The sequence below is a fragment of the Haloarcula sp. S1AR25-4 genome (assembly GCF_031624555.1).
Classification (GTDB): domain Archaea; phylum Halobacteriota; class Halobacteria; order Halobacteriales; family Haloarculaceae; genus Haloarcula; species Haloarcula pellucida.
Genome location: NZ_JAMQOR010000001.1, coordinates 642,278 through 666,697 on the forward strand (window position 1 = coordinate 642,278; position 24,420 = coordinate 666,697).

Consider the following 24,420-nt stretch of genomic DNA (forward strand, 5'->3'; position numbering starts at 1 on the left):
GAAGGGACACCCAATGTGTGGAATCGGCGGGAAGGTGTCGTTCGGCGACCGACCGTCGGCGGACCTCGGCGACCGGATGGCCGAGCAGATGACCCACCGCGGTCCCGACGCCGACGGCGTGTACGCGAACGGCCCCGCGATGCTGGCACACCGGCGACTCTCGATTCTCGATCTCTCGGCGGCCGGCAGGCAACCGATGGCCAACGCCGACGGGACGGTCCACATCGTCTTCAACGGTGAGATATACAACTACCGCGAACTCCGTGACGGCCTCGACGGCTACTCGTTCCGGTCGGAGACGGACACGGAAGTGCTGCTCCACCTCTACGAGGAACACGGCCTCGACTGCCTCTCGATGCTCCGCGGGATGTTCGCGTTCGGCATCTGGGACGAACGCGAAGAGCGCCTCGTCCTCGCACGCGACAGACTCGGACAGAAGCCCCTGTTCTATCACGACGGCGACGACGGCGTCACGTTCTCCTCGACCATCTCGGCGCTGCTTACCGACGACGGCGTCCCCCGCCGACCCGACCTGCCTGCCATCCGGGCGTACCTCACCTACCAGTACGTCCCCAGTCCGGCGACCGGGTTCGACGAGATTCGGCAACTCGAACCGGGCGAGTACGCCGTCGTCGACGACGACGGGATGCGGATAGACACCTACTGGTCGCTGTCCTACCGCGACCAGTTCACCGCCGGACCGGGCGAACTGGCCGACAAACTCCGGAAGAAACTGACGGAGGCGACGCGCCTGCGAATGCGAAGCGACGTGCCACTCGGCGTGTTCCTCTCCGGCGGCATCGACTCGACGATCGTCACCGGCCTGATGGACGAGGTGGCCGAGACGGACATCGAGACGTACTCTATCGGGTTCGGCGAGTACGACGAACTCGACTACGCACGTGCGGTGGCCCGAGAGTACGACACCGACCACACGGAGTACACCGTCACGCCGGACGCGATGGCGGTGCTGCCGGAACTGGTCAGACAGTACGAGATGCCCTTCGGCGACCCCTCGGCGATTCCGACCTACTACGTCTCGCAGGTGGCGAGCGACGACATCACCGTCGCCGTCACCGGCGACGCGGGCGACGAGAACTTCGCCGGCTACGACCGCTACACGTACGACTGGCTGACCCAGCGTGCGGGGGCCGTTCCGGAACCGGTCCGCGAGGCCGGTCGCACCGTCCTCGACGCCGTCCCCCACGAGAGCGCGGACCGCGCTATCGGGTTGCTCACGAACGCCGACGGCGACGCAGTCGAGCGATACGCGCCGTACATCTGTCACATGCAAGGCGAGGACGCCGACGAGGTGTGGACCGGTCCCGAACCGGCCGACGAACTGGCGGCGCTCCGGCGAGCCTACGAGAACGCCGACGGGCCGACCCACCTGGACAGGATCCTCCACACGGACGTACAGACGTACCTCCCCGACGACCTGTTGGTGAAAACCGACCGGGCGAGCATGGCCCACTCGCTGGAACTTCGCTCGCCGTTTCTGGATCACGAACTCGTCGAGTTCGCCGCGCGGATTCCGGCGAAGTACAAGTGGCGGCGGGGCGAGAAGAAGTGGCTCCTCAAGCGGGCCTTCGAGGACTACATCCCCGAGGCCGTACAGGGGCGGAGCAAGCAGGGCTTTGCGGTGCCCGTCAACGCGTGGTTCCGCGGGGCGTTGCGGGAGTACGCCCGCGAGAAGTTCGACGCCCTCGGGTCGCGGGACCCGTTCGACCGGCGGGGACTCGACGCGAAGTTGGACAGGCACACGCGCGGCGAGGCAGATCTGGGTTACCACATCTGGGACCTCGTCCTGCTGGAACAGTGGTACGAGACCTTTATCGACCGATGAACGTCGCACTACTCGTCAAGGAGTTCCCGCCGAACGTCGTCGGCGGCACGGAGACACAGACGATGCGGATGGCCGACGCTCTGCAATCGCGGGGCCACGAGGTGACCGTCTACACGAAAGACTACGGCGAGGAGACGCCGACCGACGACCACCCGTACGACGTGGTTCGAGTCCCGAACGTCCGGTCGTCGCCGTTCGTCAGCACCCTCACGTTCGTCCTCGGCGCGACGCTGTTGCTCCTGCGGGACGCAAAGCAGTACGACGTCCTCCAGTGTATGATGGTGTACCCCAACGGCTTCGTCGGCTATCTGGTCTCCCGACTGCGTGGCCTCCCCTACTTCGCGTGGATCCGCGGCGGCGACTACTACTTCATGAAGGACACGCCCGGGAAACGGTGGAGCATCGACGCCGTCCTCCGCGATACGACGGTCCTCGTACAGGGTACGGACATCGCCGCGGACGTCGAGTCGGAGTTCGACCCGACCGACGTTCGGGTTCTCGGCAACGGCGTCGAACTGCCGTCCATGCGGGCCGACGGCGACGACGTGGTGTTCGTCGCCCGACTCGAACGCTGGAAGGGACTCGACGTCCTGCTCGAAGCACTCGCTGGCACTGACCACTCGCTGACCGTCGTCGGCGACGGGCCGGAACGCGAGGCACTGGAGGCACAGGCCGACTCGCTGGGCGTCGACGCCGAGTTCGTCGGCCTCGTCGACCCCGAAGCGGTCGTCGAGTTCCTCGTCGACGGACGGGTGTTCGTCCAGCCGTCCCGCGAGGGCGAGGGGCTTCCGAACACCGTGCTAGAAGCGATGGCGGTTGGCCTGCCGCCAGTCGTCACCGACTCGGGTGGCCTGCCCGACCTCGTCACCGACGGTGAGACTGGCTACGTCGTCCCGATGGACGACCCAGCGGCGCTTCGTGACCGCATCGAGACGGTGTTCGACGAGGACGAGACCCACGAGCGACTGGGGGAGAGCGCCCGTGCGTACGTCGAGGAGCACCATAGCTGGGACGCCATCGTCGACTCGCTGGAGTCGGTGTACGACGACGTCCGCGCAGGAGGTGCCCGCTGATGTGTGGCATCGCCGGGGTCTACGGGTGGGTCGACGAGAACCGCTTAGACGAGATGCTCGCCTGCATCCGCCACCGCGGCCCGGACGAGGGCGGCCGGCACGTGGACGAGCGCGCGGGCGTGATGCTCGGAATGCGCCGACTCTCCATCGTGGACCTCGCAGGCGGCAGCCAGCCGATTTACAACGAGGACGACACCGTCGCCGTCGTCTTCAACGGCGAGATATACAACCGCGACTCGCTGCGGGCGGAACTGGAGTCGGCGGGCCACACGTTCACCACCGACAGCGACACCGAGGTACTGGTCCACGGGTGGGAGGAGTGGGGCCAGTCCCTCCCCGAACGCCTCAACGGCATGTTCGCCTTCGCCGTCTACGACGAGGCCGACGAGTCGGTGTTCCTCGCACGCGACCGCGTGGGAATCAAACCCCTGTACGTCGCCACCGTCGACGACGGCCTCGCCTTCGCCAGCGAACTCCGGCAGTTGCTCCGTGCCGGAGTCAGTCGGGACGTGGACCCGCGGGCGGTCCACAATTTCTTCTCTGTCCGGTACACGCCGGGGTCCGAGACGCTGCTCTCGGCCGTCGAGAAGGTCGAACCCGGCACCTCGCTGCTCGTCACCGACGACGGGGTAGAGCGTCGTCGGTACTGGGAACTCTCGCCGTCGCCGGTGACGGGGACCCGAGACGCTATCGCCGACCGTATCCGCGATCTGCTCGATACGTCCGTCCAGCGACGCCTGATGGCCGACGTGCCGGTCGGCGCGTTCCTCTCCGGTGGGCTGGACTCCTCGGCCATCGTCGGCCTCGCCAACGAACACTACGACGGCGACTTACAGACGTTCTCCGTGGGGTTCCAGCAGGCCGAGGCCGACGAGAGCGAGGAGGCCCGCTTCGTCGCCGACCACTTCGGCACGGACCACCACGAACTGACCGTCGACATCGACGACATGGACGTGTTCTCGGACCTCGTCGCCCACTACGGCGAACCGCTGGCAGACGCCGCGGCCCTGCCGACGATGCTCGTCTCGGCGTACGCCGCCGACGAGGTCAAGTGCGTCCTCACCGGCGAAGGTGCCGACGAACTGTTCGCAGGCTACCACCGCCATCGCCTCCTCCCGAAACACCGGCAGTACGCGCGCTATCTCCCTCGGTTCGCGTTCGACGCCGCCGGCGCCGTGAGCGAGTACACCGGCCCGCTCCGCCGGCCGGTCCGCTACGCCGCGAGTCTGGAGAGCGACCGCCGGGCCATCCTCGAATCGGCCCGGCGGTACGACGACGAACGCCCCGAGACCTACCTCGAAACCGGTCACGACACCGAGTCGAGCGGTCTGACCGAGAAAGTCGAGACGGCGACGGCGCGGGCGAACGACGACACGCTCCAGCGACTGACGGCCTACGACATCAGTTACTGGCTCCCCGACGACCTGCTGTACAAGGTCGACCGGGCGAGCATGGCCGCGTCGCTGGAGGCGCGGGTCCCGTTTTTGGACCACGAACTCGTCGAGTACGCCTACAACGTCCCCAGCGACTACAAACTGGCCGGCTACAAGCGCGCGCTCACCGACGCCGTCGACGACGTGGTCCCGGCACGTATCTTAGAGCGGGACAAACACGGCTTCAACGTCCCCGTCAGCGAGTGGTTCCGCCGGGACCACGACGCCATCGCGGGATGGTTGACCGAAGCGTACGTCGGCGCGACCCCGTACCTCGACACCGACGCCGTCTTCGCCCTCCGACGGGCCCACCGCCGCGGGAACGCCGACCACGGGATGACCCTCTGGAAGGTGCTGACCTACGTCGCCTGGTACGACGAGTTCGTCCGAGCGGATTGAACGGCAAGTGTTTAACTGTCCGGTAGTGAACGGTACGCTGATTGGATGTCTCGCCGCCCGAACGTCATCTGGATAACGCTCGACTCGGTCCGAGCGGACCACACGACACTCGCGGGATACGACCGCGATACGACGCCGGAACTGGAACGCATCGCCCGGTCCGGAACAGCCTTCTCTACCTGTTTCGCCCACGGCAACTACACCCTCTCGTCGAGTGGCGCGATACTGACCGGAACCTACCCGCAGCACAACACCGTCGGTATAACCGGCGAGCGGCTGCCCGACGAACTCCCGACGGTGGCCGAACGCTTCGCCGACGCCGGGTATCGGACGGCCTGTCTCTCGCGTAACAGCTACCTCTCCGAGGCGACGGGGTTGGACCGAGGGTTCGACCGCTTTAGCTGGATCGCCGGGCACAACATCCACCGAGCGGCCGGCCTCCGAACCCTGCTCAAGTTCGCGCCCAACCTGTGGACCCACTCCGCGGGACTGACCACAGACACCGGGAAGCACGCGACGCCGTTCGTGATGAACGACGTCGCGAAGCGGTGGCTCGGCGACCTGCAGGGCGAGGACCCCTTTTTCTTCTATCTCCACTACAACGAACCGCACCGGCCCTACTACCCGCCGGGGATGACCCGCGACCAGTTCGCAGACGAGTTAGCCGTCGACGGCGAGACGGCCGCCGAGATAGCGATGGACTCGCACACCGACATCACCGACTACGTCGCCGGGTCGAAGTCGGTCGACCCGGACGTACTGGACATTCTCGTCGCGATGTACGACGCGGAGGTGTCCTACACCGACTACATGGTCGGGCAGTTGTACGACCACATCCGCTCGCTCCCGCTCTCGGACACTATCGTCGTCGTCACCGCCGACCACGGCGAACTGTTCGGCGAGCGAGGGCTGTTCGCGCACAAGATCGGCCTCGACGACCCGCTGTTGCACGTCCCGCTGATTGTCGACGGCATCGACGACTTCGCGGCCGACGCCGACGACATCGTCCAGCACATGGACGTCATGGAGACGCTCTTGGGACTCGCTGGGGCTGACCGACAGGGGACACACGGCGTCGACCTCCGCGAGGCGTCGCGGGAGTACGCGTTCGCCGGCAGGGGTCCGGCCGACTTCGAGCAGTACATCGAGCGAAACCCCGACTTCGAGACGGATCGGTACTTCGGCGGCCGCCTGACCGCGGTCAGGACCCACGACTACAAGTACCTCTCCGAGGAGGGCGGCAGCGACGCGCTCTACGCGATGGCGCCCGACGCCCACGACGGGCCGGTCGTCTACCCGGACGAGGAGACCGACGTGAGTGCTGCTTTCGAGGACGAGTACGCCGAACTCTCGGCCGTCGTCGAGGAGTTCCGTGAGACCGAGGGACTCCCGGTAGGGGAAGGTGGCTCTGCCGCCTTCGACGACGCCATGCAACGCCAGCTATCCGATCTGGGCTACCTGGACTGATGCGACTCGGTAAGACGACGATACTGCACTTCGGGACGCAGGTCCTCACCTCTGTCTCCGGGTTCGCCGCGACGTTCGTCATCGCGTATCTGCTCGGGGCCGAAGGGCTCGGGAGCTATTCGATCATCGTCGCCATCGGGTTCTTCTGGCTGGGGATTCCGGCCAACGCCGTCTCGACGGCGGTCCGCAAGCGGATGAGCGAGGGCGAGCGAGTTCGGGAGTACTTCTCTGCGGGGTTCGCCATCAACGTCGCGGGCGGGGTGCTCCTCGGAGCGCTCGTGTTGCTCGCGAGTCGCGTGCTACAGGCGACGCTGCCCCAGTCCGAACGGGAGTTCGTCGCCATCCTCTCGACGCACCCGCTGGCGATCGCGGGCCTCGTCGTCGGCGGCGTCGTCCTCCGGAGTTCGATGGCGGGACTGGACGGACAGAAGCGAGTCGCCGCTTCGGGTGGGTTGCAGGCCATCGAACGGACGGGCAGGACGGTGCTACAGGTGGCTGTGCTACTGCTCGGACTCGGTGTGGCCGGACTGGCGTTCGGCCACGCCGTCTCGCTCCTCGTCGTCGGCCTCGCCGGCCTCGCACTCGTCCGCGTCCGGCCGACGATACCCCCGCTCAGTCTGGTTCGCGACCTGCTCGGGTTCGCTCGCTACGCGTGGATGGGGGCGCTCAGGTCCCGCGTCTTCGGGTGGATGGACACCATCGTCCTCTCGTTTTTCGTCACTGCGTCGCTCATCGGCATCTACGAGGCGGCGTGGGGGCTGGCGTCGCTGCTGGGCATGGTGTCCGGGTCCATCAGCAGGACGCTGTTCCCGGAGGTGAGCGACCTGAGTACCGACCGGAACTACGAACGTATCAAGCACTATCTCGACGAAGGGCTGGTGTTTGCCGGGGTGTTCGTCATCCCCGGGTTGCTCGGCGTGGCGGTCATCGGCGGCCGTGTGTTGGCCTTTTATCGGCCGGAGTTCGCGAAGGGGGCCGAAATCCTCATGATACTCATCGCGGCCTACGGCGCTGACGTGTACGCGAGCCAGTTCGTCAGCGTCATCAACGCCGTCGACGAGCCGAAGGTCGCCTACCGAATCAACCTCGCGTTCGTGACGATTAACGTCGTGCTGAACGTCGTGTTGGTCTGGCAGTTCGGGTGGTACGGGGCGGCGGTCGCGACGGCCGTCGCGTCGTGGTTCCGCGCCGTCGGCGGCTACTGGTCGCTCCGGCGGATTATCGGCGATCTGTCGGTCCCGACGCGCGAGATCGCGTTCGAGGTGCTTGCCGCACTGCTCATGGTTGCCGTACTGGTCCCGCTTCACGGGCGGGCACCGTCCGGGCGACTCTGGACGCTCTTCCTCGTGTTGGCCGGTGCCGGCGTCTACGTCACGGCGTTGCTCGCGGTGTCCACACGCGTGCGGACCAAAGCGACCGGCCTCGTCCCGGTTCTGTGACCGCAGACGGGTCGAATAGCAAACCTTACGAACGAAAGGGGGGCACATGGGCACATGCAGAACGTCCTCCTCATCACTATCGACTCTCTCAGGGCAGACCACGTCGGGTACCACGGCTACGACCGCGACGTGACGCCGAACATCGACCGCATCGCCGGGGACGGCGCCCGCTTTACGAACGCCTTCGCACACGTCGGCGGCACCGTCTTCTCGTTTCCCTCGATTCTGACCGGCGTCACGCCGCTCATGTACGGCGGCCACGACCGCGTCTCGAACCGTCAGACCATCGTCTCGGAGGTCTTCGACGACGCCGGCTACCGGACCGGCGGCTTCCACTCGAACCTCTATCTCTCCGCCCAGTTCGGCTACGATCGGGGCTGGGACGAGTTCTTCGACTCGGCACCGGACGAGTCGGCGATGACGAAAGCCCGGAAGTTCGCGAAGTCCAATCTGGAAGGGACCCCCATCTTCCCGCTCCTCCAGCGCGGGTACGACCTCCTCGAATCCAGCGGGGGCATCAACGTCGGGAACTACCACGTGCCAGCAGACGAGATAACCGACAAGGCCATCGAGTTCCTCAGGTCCGGCGGCGACGCCGACGACCCCGAGTTCCTGTGGGTCCACTACATGGACGTCCACCACCCGTTCCTGCCGCCGGAGGAGTACCAACTGGAGTTCCGTGACGAACCCATCGGCGACCGCGAGTCCATCAAACTGCGCCGGAAGTTCATCGAGGAACCCGAGAACGTCACCGAGGAAGAGTACCAGACGTTCATCGACCTCTACGACGCGGAGATACTGTTCAACGACGAAGAGATCGGCCGACTGTTCGACGTCGTCGAGGAGGAGTGGGGCGACGAGTACGTCGCAGCCCTCACCGCGGACCACGGGGAACACTTCCTCGAACACGACTACTTCAGCGGCGCAAAGCCCTACGACGTGAAGACGCACGTCCCGCTGTTCTTTACCGGCGTCGGCGAGACCGGCGAGTACGACGACATCGTCGGCCTCACGGACCTCCCGCCGACGCTCGTCGACGTCGCCGGTCTCGACCGACCCGACAGTTGGCAGGGCCACAGCCTCCGCGGCGTGCTCGAAGGCGGCGAGTACCCCCGGACAGACGTCGTCGGAGGCTGGGACGACGGCGAGAACGAGGAAGACTACGTCGTCCGCGAGGACGAATGGAAACTCATCCGGCGACACGAGGGCGGCGACGAGTTGTACGACCTCGTGACCGACCCCGAGGAGCAGACGAACGTCATCGACGACGAACCCGCGGAGGCGCGCCGCCTCCAGAAGCGCGTCGACGAGCACATCGAACTCGTCCGTGCGACGGCCGACGACGACGTCGAACGGCCGGACATGGACGAAGACGTAAAAGAGCGACTGCGCCGCCTCGGCTACTCCGAGTAGTCAGGCCGACGCCGCGAACAGGATCTGTCGGTAGCGCTCGCAGGCCGCTTCGAAACTGTACTCCGACTCAATCAGGTCCCGACCGGTCTCGCTGACAGTGGCTAAGTCGTCCCGGCCGAGGATGGCCTCGATGCCGTCGGCGAGCGCCGCCGGGTCACGAGAGTCGATGAGGAATCCCGTCTCACCCTCGCGAACCACGTCGGGGACGCCCGACACCGGCGAGGCGTACACGGGCGTCCCGCAGGCAAGCGCCTCCAGAATCGTCGTCGGCAGACCCTCAGTCGGTTGCGAGGGGAGGACCAGCAGGGACAGGTCGTTCAACTGCGCGGGCACGTCGTCGTGGTCGACCCACCCGGTGAGTTCGACGCGGCCGGCGTCGATGTCGTCCGCGAGTTCGGCTTCGAGCCACCCCCGCAGGTCGCCGTCGCCGATGAACCGGAACGTCACGTCCTCGGGGAGTCGCTTCGCCACCTCGGCCAGTTCGCGGATACCCTTCTCCTCGTCGAGGCGGCCGAGAAAGCCGACGACTCTCTCCCGGTCCTCGTAGGGTCGGGAGACGGCGAACTCGTCGGTACGGACGTATCGGGCACCGGTCGGGTAGACGGTCGGGGCCTCCGGGTGCAGGTCCAGTTGCCGAGCCATCTCGGGGGTGTAGGTGACGACGCCGTCGGCGACGGAAAAGCCCGCGCGTTCGAGCGCGCGGACGAGACCCGCGAGGCCGCTGGCGAGCGGGGCTGGCATCTGCTGTTCCCAGTTGAGACGGAGCGTCAGCGGCACGTCGCCGCGCGGTTCGACGAGGACCGTCTTGCCGAGCAGTCGAGCGGCGACAATCGGCAGGACGTACGACGTCGCCCCGTAGAACAGGACGACGTCCTCGTCACGCTCTGCCAGCACGCGACACATCCGCAGTTGGTTCAGCAGGAATCTGGCGGCGGCGACGGCCACCGAGTCGCCGGCCCCTTTCCGCGTGAGTTCGACGAGTTCCCGGCGCTCGCGTATCTCCGAGTCCGTCGGGAGGTCGGCCGTCACCAGCGCCACGTTGGTGACCGCCGCGAGGATGTCGAGCAGACTCCGTGTGGCGTTCTCCCCCGCCGCGGCGAGGGGGTGCGTGACGACACAGACGTCGGGAAGTTCTGTCTCCGTCATCTGTTCACCCCCAGACGTACATCCCGTAGAGGTACCCGACACCGACGGCCCCGGTCAGGACGAACAGGAAGACCAGTTGGAGGACGCCAGCGACCGAGGGCGACCGGACGAGGCCGCCGAGTCGGTCGGGCGCGAACGAGAACAGGAGGTCGCGGAGGAAGTCGGACTCCGCGCCGGTCGACTCGGGGACGAACACCTCCATCCCGCGTTTCGAGTAGCCCTGCCAGAACGCTCGGTCGACGAGCCATCCCGGGTCCGTCCGGTAGTCGAATATCTTGTGTGCGACGAGCGCGTCGGGGACGTAGTAGACGCCGGTGTCGTACTCGCTCTGGAGCCGGGCACAGAGTTCCGTTTCGCCGCCCTGTAGGTTCTTTTCTCCCTGCCGGCCGCCGATGTCGTCCTCGAACCCGCCCAGTTCGAGGAACACGTCGCGCCGGAACGAGATGTTCGACCCGAACGTGTTGCGGACCTCGCCGGCCTCGTCGGGGTCGCCGTCGGGGCCGAACCCGCGGTTGGTGACGCCGACGAGCCAGTAGAACTCCTCGGGGAGGAACGAGGGCTTGCCGGCCACCCACGCGGGGACCATCCGACCACCGACCGCGAGGCGGTCGTCGTCGGCCTCGTAGGCCGCGACGAGTTTCTCGATCCACTCCGCGTCGGCGACGGCGTCGTCGTCGAGGAACGCGACCACGTCGCCGGTCGCGATCTCGGCGCCGTTGTTCCGGCTTTCGAGCAGCCCGACGTTCTCGTCGTTACAGTAGGTCAGAACGTCGTCACGATCACCGAACGCCGCCTCGTACTGTTCGTATACGTCCTCGTCACCGTCGGAGACGAGGACGAGTTCGACGCTATCGTACGACTGGTCGAGGACGCTCTCGGCCGCCGCCCGACAGTCGTCGTAGCGTTCCATCGTATGCGTACACAGGACGACCGAGACGCGCATGCACGCAGGTCCAGCACGGGTGCTGTTAGGCGTTTCCATCCTGCGGTCGAGGAGAGGTCAAAAGGCTTATGCGCGCGTTGGCAGTGGTTCGGACCAATGAGTCAATCGCGGGGCTATCTCGACGACAACCCCGAACTCGAGTCCGCCCTGGACTGGGTACAGGAGTGGTACCATATCCCCACACTCCTGGTACTACTCGGGTTCATGCTGTGGAACAGAGTCAGAAACGTCTCGAACTTCGTCGTCGACGGCGAGGTGCTGTTCAGCGGGCAGGACCCGTGGTACCACTTCCGTTCGACGATGTACGTGGTCGAGAACTGGCCGGCGACGATGCCGTTCGACCCGTGGACGTACTTCCCGAACGGGACCGCCTCGGGGCAGTTCGGGACGCTGTTCGACCAAGTGTTTGCGACGGTCGCGCTCATCGTCGGTCTGGGGTCACCCTCCGAACAGACCGTCGGGATGGTCGCACTCGTCGCCCCCGCCGTCCTCGGGACGATCGCGGCGATTCCGACGTACTTCGTGGGGCGTCGCCTCAGCGGCCGACTCGGGGGCGTCACGGCCGTCGTCGTCCTCGCGCTCTCGGCCGGGACGTTCCTCCAGCGAAGCCTCGTCGGCACGTACGACCACCAGGTCGCAGAGGGGCTCCTGCAGGTGACGGCCGTCTTCGCCGTGATGGTGGCCATCAGCGTCGCCGAGCGCGACAAACCAGTCTACGAGCAGTTCGGCGAACGAGACGTCGCCGCGCTCCGAGACACGGTCGGATACTCCGTGCTCGCCGGCGTGGCCATTGCGCTGTACCTCTGGACGTGGCCGCCCGCCGTACTCCTACTCGGCATCCTCGGCGTCTTCTTCCTCCTCTGGCTCACTATCGAGTTCGTCCGGGGGAAGAGCCCCGAACACGTCGCCATCGCTGGCGCCGTGATGATGGGGTCGGTCACCGTCTTCGAACTCGCCGTCATCAACACGCTCTCGATTACGGCGACCGACCACTCGCTGCTCCAGCCGTTGCTCGCGCTCTCTATCGGTGCGGGCACCGTTTTCATGGCGTGGCTCGCCCGCTACATGGAGTCGGAAGGGTACGACCGCAACCTCTATCCGGTCACCGTCGGCGGTATCATCGCCGTCGTCGCGGTCCTGATGGCGATTCTCACGCCGGACCTTCTGAACTACTTCGTCGATCAGGTGCTCCGCGTCGTCGGATTCACGTCCAGCCCCTCGGCGACCCAGACTTCCGTCGGTGAGGCGACGCCGCTCCGAAATCCCGGCATACTCTACCGATACTACGGGCTCGCGCTGTTCGTCGCTATCGCCGGGGCGCTGTACATCGTCGGTAAGCAACTGTTCGACCGAGACGCCCCCGCAGAGCAGTTCCTCATGCTCGTCTGGGGCGCGTTCATCCTCGCGGCGTCGTTCACCCAGATTCGGTTCGGCGTCTATCTGGTGTTCCCGGTGGCCGCACTGACCGCCTTCGTCGTCGGCCGCGTCGTCAAGTGGGTCGACTTCTCTGCAGACGACGGCGTGGAAGTCTATCAGGTTCTCACCGTCATCGTGTTGATATTCACCATCGTCGGCCCGCTCGTCTTCGTCTCACCGTCCGCGGCCGCCGTCGGCGCGAGCGCAGCACCCGGCGGCGAAGCACAAGGGTGGAACGACGGCCTGGACTGGATGCAGGAGAACACGCCCGCCGAAGGAGCGTACGGAACCGGCGGCGACGGCAGTCTAGAGTACTACGGAACCTACGAGAACCGCGACAACTACGACTACCAGCCCGGTGAGTACGGCGTGATGTCGTGGTGGGACTACGGGCACCTCATCACTGTCGAAGGGGAACGCATCCCGAACGCCAACCCGTTCCAGCAGGGGGCAACGAGCGCCGCGAACTTCCTGTTGGCGCCCAACGAGAGTCAGGCGAACGACGTACTCCAGAGCATCGACGAGGACGACGCACACACCCGGTACGTAGCCGTCGACTGGAAGATGACGAACGTCTACGGCGGATACAACGGGAAGTTCTTCGCCCCGCCCCGGTTCTACGACGTCTCGAACGTCTCGGCTACCGACTACTACCGCACTATCTACACCAACCCACAGACGGGTCAGCGATTCAAGTACCGCACGCAGGAGTACTACAACACCACGGTCGTCAGACTCTACGAGTTCCACGGGAGCGCCGTCGAACCGAAACCGGTCGTACTCGACTGGCGAATCGCCCAGCAGAACGGCCAGCAGTACCGTGCCCCGCCGTCCGACGGACAAACGATCAAGTCGTTCAACACGATGGAGCAGGCACGCGCCTACGTCGAGAACGACAGCACCGCGCAGGTCGGTGGCTTCGGCACCGTTCCGAGCCAACGGGTGCCCGCGATGGAGCAGTACCGCTATGTCGGCTCTAGCGAGCGCTCCGCCTACGAATCGAATTCCCACAACCGAGGGATGCTCGTAGAGTCACAGAGCATCGGTGCTCGGTTCCGACCGGCGACGAACGGAACCTGTTCGGCCAACGCGACCACCCTGCCGCTCAACGGGCAGACGTTCTGTATGCCCGAGGCATCGGCCGACCTGATGAGTCAGAACAACCCCGCGTGGACGAAGATATTCGAACGGGTCCCCGGCGCGACTATCGAAGGCACCGGACCCGCGAACACGACGGTCACCGCGTCCGTCCGGATGCGCAACCACCAGACCAACGAGACGTTCGTCTACCGCCAGCAGGCCCAGACGGACGCGAACGGGGACTTCGAGATGACGGTCCCGTACTCCACTACCGGCTACGATAAGTGGGGGACCGAGGAAGGGTACACGAACGTCAGTGTTCGCGCTGACTCGCAGTATCAACTGACTGCGAGGGGAACACAGAACGGTAGTCCGATGGTGTTTACGGGGACGACGGCCGTCTCCGAAGGACAGGTCATCGGCGAGAACGAGACGGCGTCGACTGTGGACCTAACGCCGCTCTTCGAGCGCCAGCCGAACAACCAGACGACCACCAACGAGTCCTCGACAGACGACGCCCTGACCAACGAGACGGCGACGAACGAAACGTCGAACGGGGAGTCGACCAACGAGACGGCGACGGCGACCAGTACGGAGACGGCCACGAGTACGCCCGGCGCACTCACAGAGCCGACACAGGTTCAGGCACGTCCCTGACCGCTCCGCGTTCTCACTCCGCCCCGTCCGAACCGACGGCGTCAGCGCGCCAGTCACCGAAGTTTTCGGTCACCGCCGTCTCGTCGAATCGTTCGATACACGGCACCTCGTACGGGTGGAGTTCGTCGACGCGGTCGGCGAGCGCGGCATATCGCGCGTCGGTCGTCTTCGCAAGCAGTATCACCTCGTCGTCTTCGTGTACGTCACCGTCCCATCGGTAGACAGACGTACAGTCGACTCGGTTGACACAGGCCGCGAGGCCGTCGTCGACCAGTGTTCTGGCGAGGTCACTCGCGGTGTCTGGCGGTGCAGTGATGAACGCAGTCGGCATACACTCACGGATTGTCGCCGCCGGGAAGAACGTTCGGTCGGTTACTCCGCGAGCGGATTGAACGTGCCGTTGATGTCCCACTCGTGGAGGCAGTGGGGATTGCCCGAGCGCTTTTCGCCGTCTTCGACGCTGATGCGCCAGGTGTTCATGTCCTCGTCCCATACGTCACGTCGGCCACAGCGTTCACACTCCCGTTCGCTGGGCGAGACGATAGCTACCATACCCGAGGGATGTACGTGAGCGGTTATCAGCGTGCCGGTCCCGTACAGGGGTGAGTGTTTTGACGCTCGGTCTACTACGACGACCAGATGGGATTCCACACCTTCGACGTCGACCGTGCCGAGGAACTCGAAGACCCGAGTCGCTACGAGTACGTCTCCGTCGACGAGTTACTCGCGCTGTTCGACCCCGGTCCCGACGACGTGGTCGTGGACCTCGGGAGCGGGACCGGGTTCTACACGGACGACGTGGCCGCCGCCGCGGGGACAGTGTACGCGCTGGACGTTCAAGAGGAGATGCACGACCTGTACCGCGAGAAGGGGATGCCCGACAACGTGGTCCCGGTCACCGGTGACGTCGAGTCGATGCCGGTCGAAGGACCGGTCGACGCCGTCGTCTCGACGATGACGTTCCACGAGTTCGCGACGCCGGCCGCGATGGAGGCCGTGGCAGACGTGCTTGCACCCGGCGGCCGGGTCGGGTTCGCAGACTGGACGCGGGCCGGGGCCGGTGCGGACGGCCCGCCGGTCGACGAACGGTACGCCGCGGCCGACGCCGCCGAGATGTGCGAGGCCGTCGGTATCGAGGTCCACCGTTCCGAGGACCGTCGCGAGACGTTCGTCCTCGAAGGGTCGATCTAGAAGTCGGGGAGGTCGCCGGCGTCGACCTCGTCGGGTTCCCAGTCGACGTACTCGTCTTTGATGACGTCACAGACGACCTGTCCGAGTTCCGTGAGTCCCGCATTGATAGAGGACACCGTCTCCCACGATTCGATGTCCGGATGAACCTCTCGCTCGCGCCAGTTCTCGGGCAGGCCCGGGGCGTGATAGCCGACACGGCCCGCAAAGGAGTCCCAGAAGAAGTCGAACTCCGCTATCAGGTCGAGGTCCGTGACGATGTCCCAGGCCGATTCGTCCAGCGAGGTGTCGGCCGTCCAGCGTTCGAACGCGTCGGCCCACGCGCCCTCGTCCAGTACCTCTGCCAGTTCGTCACGCCGGTACTCGTCTCCCTGTACCTCCACGTCCTCGTAGTCCGCCGTGTCCACCGAACCGGAGAGCGCCGGGCGGTCGGGGACTGGTACGTCCAGTGCCATAGGCCGTCTTCGACACGGAGGGGGATAAACGTCAACGCTCGCCGTCGAGGGCGGCCGACCGTAGCTCCCGACCGCGCTCCGAGTCCACCGTCAAGTCGGGAACGGGACGTGGGTCGCCGTCGTCGTCGACCGCGACGTAGACAGAGTAGGACTCGGTCGTCGGTTCGCGCTCGCCGGTCCGAGGGTTCTCACGGGCCGCTTTCAGACGAGTCTTGATACTCGTCGTTCCGGCGTCGTAGACGTACGCTTCGACGACGGCCGTGTCACCGACTGGAATCGGCCGCTTGAAGTTGACTTGGTCCATACGGGCGGTGACACAGCTCTCGCCGGCGAAGCGCATCGCGGCCATCGCCCCCAGTTCGTCCATCCACTTTAGCACGTTCCCGCCGTGCGTGGTGCCGAGGTGGTTGGCGTGGTTCGGCTGGACCATCCAGCGGTTCTCCAGACGCGTCTCTAGAAGGTCGACCATACGAACTGTCCCCTGCCCAGTCAGTTCAGTGTACCGGCGTCCACCAGTTCTCAGGCCGTGACGTACTGCGACTCCCAGTCCTGTCGGGCGTCGAGTTCGCGCTGGCCACGGCGTGTCAGTGTATAGAAGTTCGTCCGTCGGTCGCGTTCGCCCTTCTCTACGAGCCCCTTCTCTACGAGCGTATCGAGGTTGGGGTAGAGTCGGCCGTGGTTGACCTCGCTCTCGTAGTAGTCTTCGAGTTCGTCTTTGATCGCGAGGCCGTGCGGTTCGTCCAGTCCTGCAATCACGTACAGCAAGTCGCGCTGAAACCCAGTCAAGTCGTGCATGTTTCCCGATAGTTTAGTCGAACCCGAGACGTATCATTATTGCTGATTAAAGAGTGAGTAGATTACTATCAAGTAAGTCGCTCGTGTCGGGTATTTACACGCAAGATGTCGTCGGAAGTTACCAAAGAACTCATAGATAGTTGAGATGTGTCGTTTGCATATCTGTTTCTACAGCTACATTCGATGGCCCCGGTCGTGCGGTCCCCTCGGTGACCCGACAAGGGTAAAGGAAGCGACTGTGTAACGCGGGTGATGACCGAACACGCGGCGTCGGCGGGGGACGACCCGCCGGACCAGTCCGGTGACGGATCCGTCACCGTCGTCGGGACGGCGCACGTCTCTGAACACAGCGTCGAAGAGGTCCAGTCGACGATAGCGGAACGACGGCCGGACATGGTGGCCGTCGAACTGGACGAAGGCCGCTACCAGCAGATGAAGGGCGAGACGCCCGACGATCTCGACGCGAGCGACCTCCTCCGTGGGAACACCGTCTTCCAGTTTCTCGCCTACTGGATGCTGTCGTACGTGCAGACGCGGCTCGGCGAGCGATTCGACATCGAACCCGGCGCGGACATGAAGGCGGCTATCGACACCGCCGAGGAACTGGGTTTGGGGGTCGCACTGGTCGACCGAGACATCCAGACCACCGTCCAGCGGTTCTGGGCCCGGCTGACGCTCCGCGAGAAACTCACGCTCGTCGGGAGCCTGTTGGCCGAACTCGGACCGCCGCTCACCGTCGGCTTCACCGTCGGGTCCGTCTTCGGCTTGCTCGGTGCCGTCCTCGCGACGACGCTCGGCGGCCCGTTCATCGTCCCCGCCGGCATCCTCGCCGGGGCCATCGGTGGCACCGTCGTGGGCGTCCTGGACGCAGTCCTCGTCGGCGTCGTCGTCACGTCACTCGTCGGGTTGCCGATTGCGGCGCTGCTGACCCGAATCAGGGCCGGCGGCGAGGACGTCGAGGCGTTCGATCTGGAAGAACTGACCGACACCGACGTCGTCGGCGCGATGATGGAGGAGTTCCGTCGGTTCTCCCCCGGCGGCGCGGAGGCGCTCATCGACGAGCGAGACGCCTACATCGCCCACCGTCTGGTCGGCCTCCGTGAGGCGGGCTACGACGTGGTGGCCGTCGTCGGCGCGGGCCATCGGGCCGGCATCGAGCGCTACCTCGAACACCCCGAGGAACTCCCGCCGCTCGACTCCCTCACCGGGAAAGAGACCGGCAGTCGGTTCTCGCTGTACAAACTCGTCGGCTACCTCATCACGCTGGGCTTTCTGGCCTTCTTCGTGTTGCTGGCGATGGCGGGCGTGCGCGATACCTTCCTCCTGCAGGTCTTCGCCGCGTGGTTCCTCATGAACGGCATCGCCGCCGCGGGCCTCGCTCGACTCGCGGGCGCTCACTGGAGCAGTTCGCTCGTCGGCGGCGGCATCGCGTGGATGACCAGCGTCAACCCGCTCTTAGCGCCCGGATGGTTCGCCGGGTACGTCGAGTTGCGCTACATCTCGGTCAACGTCGGCGACATCGGCAAACTCAACGAGATCCTCGCCGACGAGGAGGCTCCGATTCTGGACCTCGTCAAGCGCCTGCGGGCCGTCCCGCTGTTCCGACTCATCCTCATCGTCGCCATGACCAACGTCGGGAGTATGATAGCGAGTTTCGCGTTCCCCGTCGTGGCGTTGCCGTATCTGGCCACGCAGGACCGCGACATGGCCTGGGTCGTCTCGAAGATGGTCGAGGGCGCACAGAACAGCGCCGACCTCGTCTGGGGGCTCGTGGTATGAACCTCACGTTCAGTCGGGACGAGGTGCAGGACCTCCTGATAGCGTGGCTCGCGCTCGGAGTGGCCTTCACGCTCCTCTTAGAACGCGAGTTACGGTCCGCACTGCTCGGGCAAGTCGGCGGACTGACGCTTTCGGGCGTCTCCCAGACGCTCGTCGTCTCCCTGTTGACCGTCGGCGTCGGCTTCCTCCTGCACGAACTCGCCCACAAGGTCGTCGCAGTCAGGTTCGGACAGGTCGCGGCGTTCAAAGCCGACTACCGGATGCTCGGGTTCGCTATCGTCGGTGCCCTCGTCGGATTCCTCTTTGCGGCACCCGGTGCCGTCGTCCACCGTGGCCGCATCTCGAAGCGAGAGAACGGCCTCATCGCCTTGGCCGGACCGGTGACGAACATCCTTCTCGCCGTCGTGTTCGTGGTGCCGTTTGCCGTCGCCTTCTTCGGGTACACCGGAGGTATCGTCTGGGAAATCGCCCGCCGCGGCCTCCAGATCAATCTCCTGCTCGCAGGGTTCAACATGCTCCCGTTCGGACCGCTCGACGGACGGAAAGTCCGCGCGTGGAGCAACGTCGTCTTCTTTGCGGTTGCCATCCCGTCGGTGCTACTCGGCGTCGGTGCGCTCGTCCTCCTCTGAAAGCGGGGAACGATGGTCTTTTGCCCGACCCACGCACCCTCTCGGATATGACCGACGACGCGAGCGAGGGCGACGATTCGGAGAGCGAGGGACTGACCTACGCCGAGACGGGCGTCGACATCGACGCGAGCGAGGCCGCGACGAAGGCGCTCATCGGTGCCGCCGGCGAGTTCGAAGGCGACTACGCCGGCCTCGTCGACATCGGCGACCAGTACCTCGCGCTGGCCACCGACGGCGTCGGGACGAAACTACTCGTCGCCGAGGCCATCGGCGACTACTCCACCATCGGCATCGACTGCATGGCGATGAACGCGAACGACCTGCTTGCGGCCGGCGTCGAACCGGTGGCGTTCGTCGACTACCTCGCCGTCGAGAACCCCGACGAGGAGACCAGCGAGGAGATCGGCGCGGGCCTCCGAGAGGGAGCGAAACGGGCAGGCGTCGCCCTCGTCGGCGGCGAGACGGCGGTGATGCCAGACGTCATCAAAGGGCTGGACATCGCCGGCACCTGTGCCGGTCTCGCACCGAAAGACGCCGTCTTCCCCGGCGAAGCCGAGGTCGGCGACGTACTCGTCGGGTGGCCCTCCTCTGGCATCCACTCGAACGGGCTGACACTCGCCCGAGAGGCCGTGACGCGAAATCACGAGTACACCGACGCGTTCCCGCCGAACCCGGAGGTGACCATCGCCGAGGAACTGCTGACGCCGACGCGCATCTACAGCGAGGTACTGGGTCCGCTTCGGGACGCAGAGACGCACGCGGCGGCCCACGTCACCGGCGGTGGCTGGACCAACCTCGCGCGGATGGGCGACCTGCACTTCGAGATTACGGACCCGTTCGACCCGCAAGCGGTCTTCGAGTTCGTACAGGAGGCGGGGAACGTCGGCGACGAGGAGATGCACCGGACGTTCAACATGGGAACGGGGTTCGTCGCTGCGCTCCCCGAAGCGGACGCTGAGGAAGTCGTCGAGGCATCTGAGGATGCACAGGTAATCGGCCACGTCGAGGAAGGAGACGGCGTCGTCGCCGTGCGAGGACTGGAACTGCGGGAATAATTCGTTCGGCCCCGAGGTATCGAGGGGCCGTTTTTTTCGCCCACGTTTTTCGAGGAGCGGGTCGCGAACGGAGTGAGCGCGCCCCGACGACGAAAAAGGTGGATGCGGCATCGGGTTCGTCGCGGCACTGCCGGAGAGCGACGCCGAAGCGGTCGTCGACGCCTCCGAGGACGCGCGGGTCATCGGCCATGTCGAGGACGGCGACGGCGTCGTCGCCGTGCGCGGACTGGAACTGAGCGAGTGACTACTTAGACCGAGATACGGTCGGAATCCGTCTCTTTCTCTGCGATGCGTAACTGGAGCGCTTGTCGGAGGTGGTACCGAGTAGTGTCGTCGTCGGCCGCTTCGAGCGCCGCTTCGAGATGCGAATCGAGGGCGTCCTGCGTTGGTTCCATGGGTGTGTTGCTCGTGAGTGCAGCCAGCATAGACATATAATGGTACGACCGTTTTACCGACGTACACCGTTCTTAGGCGCCGTATAATCTCACCAGACGGGGTTTCAGGGTCGCGATGGAGCGCAAAACGCGGCCGACTCGGCAGTCATCAGCTAACCGTACGGGCGATATCGGCTTCCGTGATGACACCGACCGTCTCGCCGTCCTCGACGACCATCACGGCGGCGTTGTGGTTGAGATAGGCGTCCACCTCGTCGATAGTCGCGTCTGGTTCCACCGTGGCGATAGACTCGTGCATCACCTCGGCGACGGGGAGGTCGCCGACGTTCTCCTCGGGTCGCTGGCGGATGTCGGAGTTGCCGATGAGGCCTTGCGGAGACCCGTCGCGGATGACCGGGACCTGCGAGTACCCCTTCTCGTCCATCAATTGCTTGCTCTCGTGGACGGAGTCGTCGGGTTCGACGCTGACCACCGGCGAGTTCATCACGTCACGCGCTCTGACGATGCCGCCTTCGGCCTCGTCGAGTGCGTTGACGATGCGCCGCAGGGTCGACAGTCGCGGGTCGACGTCTTCGCCTTCGATGCGTGCGATGAGCGGTTGCGAGACGTCCGCTCGCTCGGCGAGTTCGCTCTGGGTCAACTCCAGTTCGTTGCGCCGTTCCCGCAAGTCCTCGGGCGTCGGTAACTCCATGCACTGCTATAACTAGAGGTTATACAAAAAGCCACCGCCTCTCCGACCCGATCAGGCCTCGGCTTCGCTCTCGTCGCCTTCCTCGGTCTCGAACACTTCGATGACCTTCAGCGGGACGTCACGGAGCGCGCCACCGATTTCGCTCTTCGCGATGCGCTGGGCGTGCTCCATGGACTCGGCGTTGAACACGTCCATCTCGAGCACCAACCCGACGAGCGCGGTGTCGGCGGCGATGAACGCGGAGTCGAACGGTTCGCCGCAGGCGGGACAGCCAGTCGCACCCACCTCCACCTCGACGTAGTCCATCTCTGCCTCGTTGAGGCGCTTTCCTGCTTCGCTCACCGCGACGCCGATGGCGTCGTCGATGTCGTCTACGTCACGGACCAGCCAGGCTGCTTCCATCGCAACGAGGTAGTTCATACACGTACTCAGGCGACCCGACTATTCGGTAGTTTTGGTTCGCGCTCGGCGCGCACCTCACCGTTACTATCGCGATAAGTTATGCGAACGTCGAGTCGTTCCAACGCACCTGTTACGGTCGACCGGTCGATTCGACCACATATAGTTGCCTCTCGTACAAGTTGGCTTTAATCGCCATACTGCGGCCCATCGGTCTGTCACGAACGATACGACGGCCTCGTGAGTTGGTCCGAAGAGTTATATATCGGCTGCTACCTGCCATTTGGCGAGGGACGATGGAATCCCGACTGTACACCGCAACGCTGCTCGCACTGTATCAACTCGCGCTGATAGCCGGCATCCTGCTGCTGCCGGTCGCGATGGTCACCGAACGGGTCGGACTCAGCCTCCCGATCGACCGGGCCGTGGAGGGGCTCAACGACGCGTACGAACGGGCGAGCGCGTAAGCGTACTCGGTGACGGTGGCCCTCGGAGGCGGTCAGCCTCACCACAAAAAGAGGTTTTATCAGCGGCGGAGTGGTATCGGGCGGTAATGAGAGACACGACTCCCGACTTCTCACGCCCCCCGACGGCAGACGAGTTCCAGACCGACCCCTACGAACCGGAGGTCGGCTCCTTGCCCCAGCAGTCCGGGCAGGACGAGGAGAAGGTCAACAAGACGGGGACGACTACCATCGGCATCTCGACGAGCGAAGGCGTCGTCATCGCGACGGACATGCGCGCGTCCCTCGGCGGCCGCTTCGTCTCCAACAAGAACGTCCAGAAGGTAGAGCAGATTCACCCCAACGCCGCGCTCACCCTCGTCGGCAGCGTCGGCGGCGCGCAGTCGTTCATCCGGTCGCTCCGTGCCGAAGTCAACCTCTATGAGGCCCGCCGTGGCGAGGACATGAGCATGCAGGCGCTCTCGACGCTCGCGGGTAACTTCGCCCGCGGCGGTCCGTTCTTCGCTATCAACCCCATCCTCGGCGGCGTCGACGACGACGGCCACCACGTCTACTCTATCGACCCGGCCGGTGGCGTCATGAAAGACGACTACACCGTCACCGGATCGGGCCTCACCGTCGCCTACGGGACGCTCGAAGACCGTTACGAGGACGACATGACCAACGAGGAAGCCCGCGAAGTGGCCGCCGCGTCCATCAAGGCCGCCGCAGAGCGCGACACTGGCTCCGGCAACGGCATCTTCCTCGCCGACGTGACCAGCGAGGGCGTCGACATTCAGGGCTACGACTTCGACGAACTCCTCTAGACGCACCCGTTCCTTTCTCGAGGCCCGGCGGCCGTCAGAGAGCGGGAGAACTATACACGGACCGGACGCAGTGACCGATATGGAGCTGTTCGGGACCGCCGGAATCCGAGGTGACGTCGTCGAGCGAGTGACGCCCGAACTCGCCCTCGCGGTGGGCCGGGCCGCGGGGCGAGACGCCGACGAGTTCGCCCTCGGACACGATGGACGGGTGAGTTCACCGGCGCTCGCCGACGCACTCGCGTCGGGACTGGCGAGTGCTGGTGCAGACGTGGTCCGTCTCGGAGCGGTCCCGACGCCGGCGCTGGCCTACGCGTCGCGAGGCCGCCGGGGAGTGATGGTGACCGCGAGCCACAACCCGCCGAGTGACAACGGTATCAAACTGTTCGACGACGGCGAGGAGTACGACGGCGACACGGAGGGCGCTATCGAACGCCGGGTCGACGCGGCGGAGAGCGCTGCTCAGTGGGGCGAGTGGGGGCGGTCGACAGCGGCCGACGTCCTGCCGGCGTACCGAACCGCCGTAGCCGAGTTCGCCCGCGGCCACGGAGCGGCGCCCGACGGACTGACCGTCGCCGTGGACTGTGGCAACGGGATGGCGGGCGTCGCGACGCCACAGGTGCTCCGGGAACTCGGTGCGAACGTGGTCGCGACGGAGGCCAACGTCGACGGCTACTTCCCCGGCCGCGAGAGCAAACCGACGCCGGAGTCACTCGCGAACTTCCGGTCGTTCGTCGGCGCGACGGACGCCGCGTTCGGCATCGGTCACGACGGGGACGCCGACCGCATCGTCGTCGTCGACGGCGACGGCGACGTGGTCCACGAGGACACGATCCTGGCGATACTGGCCGAACACTACACGCGGGACTCGGCGGCTGCCGACCCCGTCGTGGTCACCACGCCGAACGCGTCGGGCCGCATCGACGAACGCGTCGCGGACGCCGGCGGCCGCGTCGAGCGAGTCCACCTCGGTGCACTCCACGAAGGCGTCGCACGAGAGCGGGCGGCCGGCGATGCGGAGACGGCCGTCGTCTTCGCGGCGGAGCCCTGGAAGCACATCCACACCGCGTTCAGCGGGTGGATAGACGGCGTCGCCAGCGCGGCCGTACTCACTCGACTGTTCGCCGCCGAGGACCTCACGGAGCGCAGAGCAACAGTCACCGAGCGCCCGTACCGAAAGGTGAGCGTGGAGTGCCCCGACGAACGCAAGGCCGAAGCGATGGCGACGCTGGGCCAGACGCTGCCCGACGCCTTGCCGGACGCCGAGGTGTCGACGGAGTACGGCGTCCGCCTCACTTTCCCCGACGACTCCTGGACGCTCGTTCGCCCGAGCGGTACCGAACCGTACGTCCGCATCTACGCCGAGAGCGACGACGTCGACACGCTCGTCGACGAGGTTCGGGACGTCGTCGCGTCGGCCGTCGATGCCGTGTCGGCGGAGTGAGCGCGCCGCCG

At 65.6% G+C, this 24,420-nt stretch carries 24 protein-coding genes; 14 read left to right on the forward strand and 10 right to left on the reverse strand.

Features of this window, described 5'->3' with window-relative positions; genetic code table 11:
- Nucleotides 1-13: 13 nt before the first annotated feature.
- From asnB (NDI85_RS03330) to NDI85_RS03355, 6 genes are read left to right on the forward strand one after another with little or no spacing between them, the layout of a single operon-like run.
- Nucleotides 14-1,846: an asparagine synthase (glutamine-hydrolyzing) gene (gene asnB / locus NDI85_RS03330; RefSeq protein WP_310914909.1), complete on the forward strand. Its 1,833-nt coding sequence runs from the start codon at nucleotides 14-16 to the stop codon at nucleotides 1,844-1,846.
- On the forward strand, nucleotides 1,843-2,919 hold the full coding sequence (locus NDI85_RS03335; RefSeq protein WP_310914910.1) for a glycosyltransferase family 4 protein: 1,077 nt from the start codon (nucleotides 1,843-1,845) through the stop codon (nucleotides 2,917-2,919). The genes asnB (NDI85_RS03330) and NDI85_RS03335 overlap by 4 nt, the downstream gene beginning before the upstream one ends.
- Nucleotides 2,919-4,751, forward strand: coding sequence for an asparagine synthase (glutamine-hydrolyzing) (gene asnB, locus NDI85_RS03340; RefSeq protein WP_310914911.1), 1,833 nt, complete (start codon nucleotides 2,919-2,921; stop codon nucleotides 4,749-4,751). The genes NDI85_RS03335 and asnB (NDI85_RS03340) overlap by 1 nt, the downstream gene beginning before the upstream one ends.
- A 45-nt stretch (nucleotides 4,752-4,796) precedes the next feature.
- Nucleotides 4,797-6,218: a sulfatase gene (locus NDI85_RS03345; protein WP_310914913.1), complete on the forward strand. Its 1,422-nt coding sequence runs from the start codon at nucleotides 4,797-4,799 to the stop codon at nucleotides 6,216-6,218.
- On the forward strand, nucleotides 6,218-7,657 hold the full coding sequence (locus tag NDI85_RS03350; protein WP_188994623.1) for an oligosaccharide flippase family protein: 1,440 nt from the start codon (nucleotides 6,218-6,220) through the stop codon (nucleotides 7,655-7,657). Before NDI85_RS03345 ends, NDI85_RS03350 begins: the two co-directional genes overlap by 1 nt.
- A gap of 54 nt (nucleotides 7,658-7,711) precedes the next feature.
- Complete coding sequence (locus NDI85_RS03355) at nucleotides 7,712-9,070, forward strand: sulfatase (RefSeq protein ID WP_188994621.1); 1,359 nt, start codon at nucleotides 7,712-7,714, stop codon at nucleotides 9,068-9,070.
- Here the strand turns inward: NDI85_RS03355 and NDI85_RS03360 are convergent, their stop codons facing one another.
- Both NDI85_RS03360 and aglG read right to left on the reverse strand, forming a co-directional pair.
- Nucleotides 9,071-10,216, reverse strand: coding sequence for a glycosyltransferase family 4 protein (locus tag NDI85_RS03360; RefSeq protein WP_188994619.1), 1,146 nt, complete (start codon nucleotides 10,214-10,216; stop codon nucleotides 9,071-9,073).
- A gap of 4 nt (nucleotides 10,217-10,220) precedes the next feature.
- Entirely contained in the window at nucleotides 10,221-11,159 is a 939-nt protein-coding gene (aglG, locus tag NDI85_RS03365; protein WP_310914917.1) for a glucosyl-dolichyl phosphate glucuronosyltransferase, read from the reverse strand.
- Nucleotides 11,160-11,255: 96 nt separating this feature from the next.
- On the opposite strand from aglG, the gene NDI85_RS03370 reads away from it, so the two are divergent.
- Entirely contained in the window at nucleotides 11,256-14,312 is a 3,057-nt protein-coding gene (locus NDI85_RS03370) for an oligosaccharyl transferase, archaeosortase A system-associated (RefSeq protein WP_310914918.1), read from the forward strand.
- A 13-nt stretch (nucleotides 14,313-14,325) separates the two neighbouring features.
- Here NDI85_RS03370 and cutA read toward each other — a convergent pair whose 3' ends face one another.
- Both cutA and NDI85_RS03380 read right to left on the reverse strand, forming a co-directional pair.
- The gene (gene cutA, locus NDI85_RS03375) at nucleotides 14,326-14,643 is read right to left on the reverse strand and encodes a divalent-cation tolerance protein CutA (RefSeq protein ID WP_310914919.1); all 318 of its coding nucleotides are present in this window, start codon (nucleotides 14,641-14,643) and stop codon (nucleotides 14,326-14,328) included.
- 41 nt (nucleotides 14,644-14,684) lie between these two features.
- The gene (locus NDI85_RS03380) at nucleotides 14,685-14,864 is read right to left on the reverse strand and encodes an HEWD family protein (RefSeq protein ID WP_166969713.1); all 180 of its coding nucleotides are present in this window, start codon (nucleotides 14,862-14,864) and stop codon (nucleotides 14,685-14,687) included.
- 87 nt (nucleotides 14,865-14,951) lie between these two features.
- On the opposite strand from NDI85_RS03380, the gene NDI85_RS03385 reads away from it, so the two are divergent.
- Complete coding sequence (locus NDI85_RS03385) at nucleotides 14,952-15,503, forward strand: class I SAM-dependent methyltransferase (protein ID WP_310914920.1); 552 nt, start codon at nucleotides 14,952-14,954, stop codon at nucleotides 15,501-15,503.
- Here NDI85_RS03385 and NDI85_RS03390 read toward each other — a convergent pair.
- The 3 genes from NDI85_RS03390 to NDI85_RS03400 are packed head-to-tail and all read right to left on the reverse strand — an operon-like array spanning nucleotide 15,500 to nucleotide 16,750.
- Entirely contained in the window at nucleotides 15,500-15,955 is a 456-nt protein-coding gene (locus NDI85_RS03390; RefSeq protein WP_310914922.1) for a hypothetical protein, read from the reverse strand. The two genes, NDI85_RS03385 and NDI85_RS03390, sit on opposite strands and share 4 nt — an antisense overlap.
- Before the next feature lie 31 nt (nucleotides 15,956-15,986).
- On the reverse strand, nucleotides 15,987-16,424 hold the full coding sequence (locus NDI85_RS03395) for an acyl-CoA thioesterase (RefSeq protein WP_188994607.1): 438 nt from the start codon (nucleotides 16,422-16,424) through the stop codon (nucleotides 15,987-15,989).
- A 50-nt stretch (nucleotides 16,425-16,474) separates the two neighbouring features.
- A complete protein-coding gene (locus NDI85_RS03400) occupies nucleotides 16,475-16,750 on the reverse strand; it encodes a PadR family transcriptional regulator (protein ID WP_166969704.1) in 276 nt (91 codons plus the stop codon).
- 252 nt (nucleotides 16,751-17,002) lie between these two features.
- On the opposite strand from NDI85_RS03400, the gene NDI85_RS03405 reads away from it, so the two are divergent.
- From NDI85_RS03405 to purM, 3 genes are read left to right on the forward strand one after another with little or no spacing between them, the layout of a single operon-like run.
- On the forward strand, nucleotides 17,003-18,529 hold the full coding sequence (locus tag NDI85_RS03405) for a TraB/GumN family protein (protein WP_188994605.1): 1,527 nt from the start codon (nucleotides 17,003-17,005) through the stop codon (nucleotides 18,527-18,529).
- Nucleotides 18,526-19,158, forward strand: a complete 633-nt coding sequence (locus NDI85_RS03410; RefSeq protein ID WP_188994603.1) for a metalloprotease — start codon at nucleotides 18,526-18,528, stop codon at nucleotides 19,156-19,158. The genes NDI85_RS03405 and NDI85_RS03410 overlap by 4 nt, the downstream gene beginning before the upstream one ends.
- 47 nt (nucleotides 19,159-19,205) lie before the next feature.
- A complete protein-coding gene (gene purM, locus NDI85_RS03415; RefSeq protein WP_188994601.1) occupies nucleotides 19,206-20,213 on the forward strand; it encodes a phosphoribosylformylglycinamidine cyclo-ligase in 1,008 nt (335 codons plus the stop codon).
- Nucleotides 20,214-20,461: 248 nt separating this feature from the next.
- Here purM and NDI85_RS03425 read toward each other — a convergent pair whose 3' ends face one another.
- From NDI85_RS03425 to NDI85_RS03435, 3 genes are all read right to left on the reverse strand, one after another.
- Nucleotides 20,462-20,608: a hypothetical protein gene (locus NDI85_RS03425; RefSeq protein WP_166969696.1), complete on the reverse strand. Its 147-nt coding sequence runs from the start codon at nucleotides 20,606-20,608 to the stop codon at nucleotides 20,462-20,464.
- 148 nt (nucleotides 20,609-20,756) lie between these two features.
- Nucleotides 20,757-21,299, reverse strand: coding sequence for a CBS domain-containing protein (locus NDI85_RS03430; protein ID WP_166969694.1), 543 nt, complete (start codon nucleotides 21,297-21,299; stop codon nucleotides 20,757-20,759).
- A gap of 51 nt (nucleotides 21,300-21,350) precedes the next feature.
- Nucleotides 21,351-21,719, reverse strand: coding sequence for a DUF555 domain-containing protein (locus NDI85_RS03435; RefSeq protein ID WP_166969692.1), 369 nt, complete (start codon nucleotides 21,717-21,719; stop codon nucleotides 21,351-21,353).
- A gap of 275 nt (nucleotides 21,720-21,994) precedes the next feature.
- Here NDI85_RS03435 and NDI85_RS03440 point away from each other — a divergent pair, with 275 nt between their 5' ends.
- From NDI85_RS03440 to NDI85_RS03450, 3 genes are all read left to right on the forward strand, one after another.
- Nucleotides 21,995-22,165, forward strand: coding sequence for a hypothetical protein (locus tag NDI85_RS03440; protein WP_166969690.1), 171 nt, complete (start codon nucleotides 21,995-21,997; stop codon nucleotides 22,163-22,165).
- A gap of 86 nt (nucleotides 22,166-22,251) precedes the next feature.
- A complete protein-coding gene (gene psmB, locus NDI85_RS03445; RefSeq protein WP_188994599.1) occupies nucleotides 22,252-22,968 on the forward strand; it encodes an archaeal proteasome endopeptidase complex subunit beta in 717 nt (238 codons plus the stop codon).
- A 79-nt stretch (nucleotides 22,969-23,047) separates the two neighbouring features.
- The gene (locus NDI85_RS03450) at nucleotides 23,048-24,409 is read left to right on the forward strand and encodes a phosphomannomutase (protein WP_310914923.1); all 1,362 of its coding nucleotides are present in this window, start codon (nucleotides 23,048-23,050) and stop codon (nucleotides 24,407-24,409) included.
- Nucleotides 24,410-24,420: the final 11 nt, after the last annotated feature.

Excerpts from the sequence above, each read along its gene's own strand:
- asnB (WP_310914909.1), top strand. The coding sequence starts at position 14 with ATGTGTGGAATCGGCGGGAAGGTGTCGTTCGGCGACCGACCGTCGGCG.
- NDI85_RS03335 (WP_310914910.1), top strand. The coding sequence starts at position 1,843 with ATGAACGTCGCACTACTCGTCAAGGAGTTCCCGCCGAACGTCGTCGGC.
- asnB (WP_310914911.1), top strand. The coding sequence starts at position 2,919 with ATGTGTGGCATCGCCGGGGTCTACGGGTGGGTCGACGAGAACCGCTTA.
- NDI85_RS03345 (WP_310914913.1), top strand. The coding sequence starts at position 4,797 with ATGTCTCGCCGCCCGAACGTCATCTGGATAACGCTCGACTCGGTCCGA.
- NDI85_RS03350 (WP_188994623.1), top strand. The coding sequence starts at position 6,218 with ATGCGACTCGGTAAGACGACGATACTGCACTTCGGGACGCAGGTCCTC.
- NDI85_RS03355 (WP_188994621.1), top strand. The coding sequence starts at position 7,712 with ATGCAGAACGTCCTCCTCATCACTATCGACTCTCTCAGGGCAGACCAC.
- NDI85_RS03360 (WP_188994619.1), bottom strand. The coding sequence starts at position 10,216 with ATGACGGAGACAGAACTTCCCGACGTCTGTGTCGTCACGCACCCCCTC.
- aglG (WP_310914917.1), bottom strand. The coding sequence starts at position 11,159 with ATGCGCGTCTCGGTCGTCCTGTGTACGCATACGATGGAACGCTACGAC.
- NDI85_RS03370 (WP_310914918.1), top strand. The coding sequence starts at position 11,256 with ATGAGTCAATCGCGGGGCTATCTCGACGACAACCCCGAACTCGAGTCC.
- cutA (WP_310914919.1), bottom strand. The coding sequence starts at position 14,643 with ATGCCGACTGCGTTCATCACTGCACCGCCAGACACCGCGAGTGACCTC.
- NDI85_RS03380 (WP_166969713.1), bottom strand. The coding sequence starts at position 14,864 with ATGGTAGCTATCGTCTCGCCCAGCGAACGGGAGTGTGAACGCTGTGGC.
- NDI85_RS03385 (WP_310914920.1), top strand. The coding sequence starts at position 14,952 with ATGGGATTCCACACCTTCGACGTCGACCGTGCCGAGGAACTCGAAGAC.
- NDI85_RS03390 (WP_310914922.1), bottom strand. The coding sequence starts at position 15,955 with ATGGCACTGGACGTACCAGTCCCCGACCGCCCGGCGCTCTCCGGTTCG.
- NDI85_RS03395 (WP_188994607.1), bottom strand. The coding sequence starts at position 16,424 with ATGGTCGACCTTCTAGAGACGCGTCTGGAGAACCGCTGGATGGTCCAG.
- NDI85_RS03400 (WP_166969704.1), bottom strand. The coding sequence starts at position 16,750 with ATGCACGACTTGACTGGGTTTCAGCGCGACTTGCTGTACGTGATTGCA.
- NDI85_RS03405 (WP_188994605.1), top strand. The coding sequence starts at position 17,003 with ATGACCGAACACGCGGCGTCGGCGGGGGACGACCCGCCGGACCAGTCC.
- NDI85_RS03410 (WP_188994603.1), top strand. The coding sequence starts at position 18,526 with ATGAACCTCACGTTCAGTCGGGACGAGGTGCAGGACCTCCTGATAGCG.
- purM (WP_188994601.1), top strand. The coding sequence starts at position 19,206 with ATGACCGACGACGCGAGCGAGGGCGACGATTCGGAGAGCGAGGGACTG.
- NDI85_RS03425 (WP_166969696.1), bottom strand. The coding sequence starts at position 20,608 with ATGGAACCAACGCAGGACGCCCTCGATTCGCATCTCGAAGCGGCGCTC.
- NDI85_RS03430 (WP_166969694.1), bottom strand. The coding sequence starts at position 21,299 with ATGGAGTTACCGACGCCCGAGGACTTGCGGGAACGGCGCAACGAACTG.
- NDI85_RS03435 (WP_166969692.1), bottom strand. The coding sequence starts at position 21,719 with ATGAACTACCTCGTTGCGATGGAAGCAGCCTGGCTGGTCCGTGACGTA.
- NDI85_RS03440 (WP_166969690.1), top strand. The coding sequence starts at position 21,995 with ATGGAATCCCGACTGTACACCGCAACGCTGCTCGCACTGTATCAACTC.
- psmB (WP_188994599.1), top strand. The coding sequence starts at position 22,252 with ATGAGAGACACGACTCCCGACTTCTCACGCCCCCCGACGGCAGACGAG.
- NDI85_RS03450 (WP_310914923.1), top strand. The coding sequence starts at position 23,048 with ATGGAGCTGTTCGGGACCGCCGGAATCCGAGGTGACGTCGTCGAGCGA.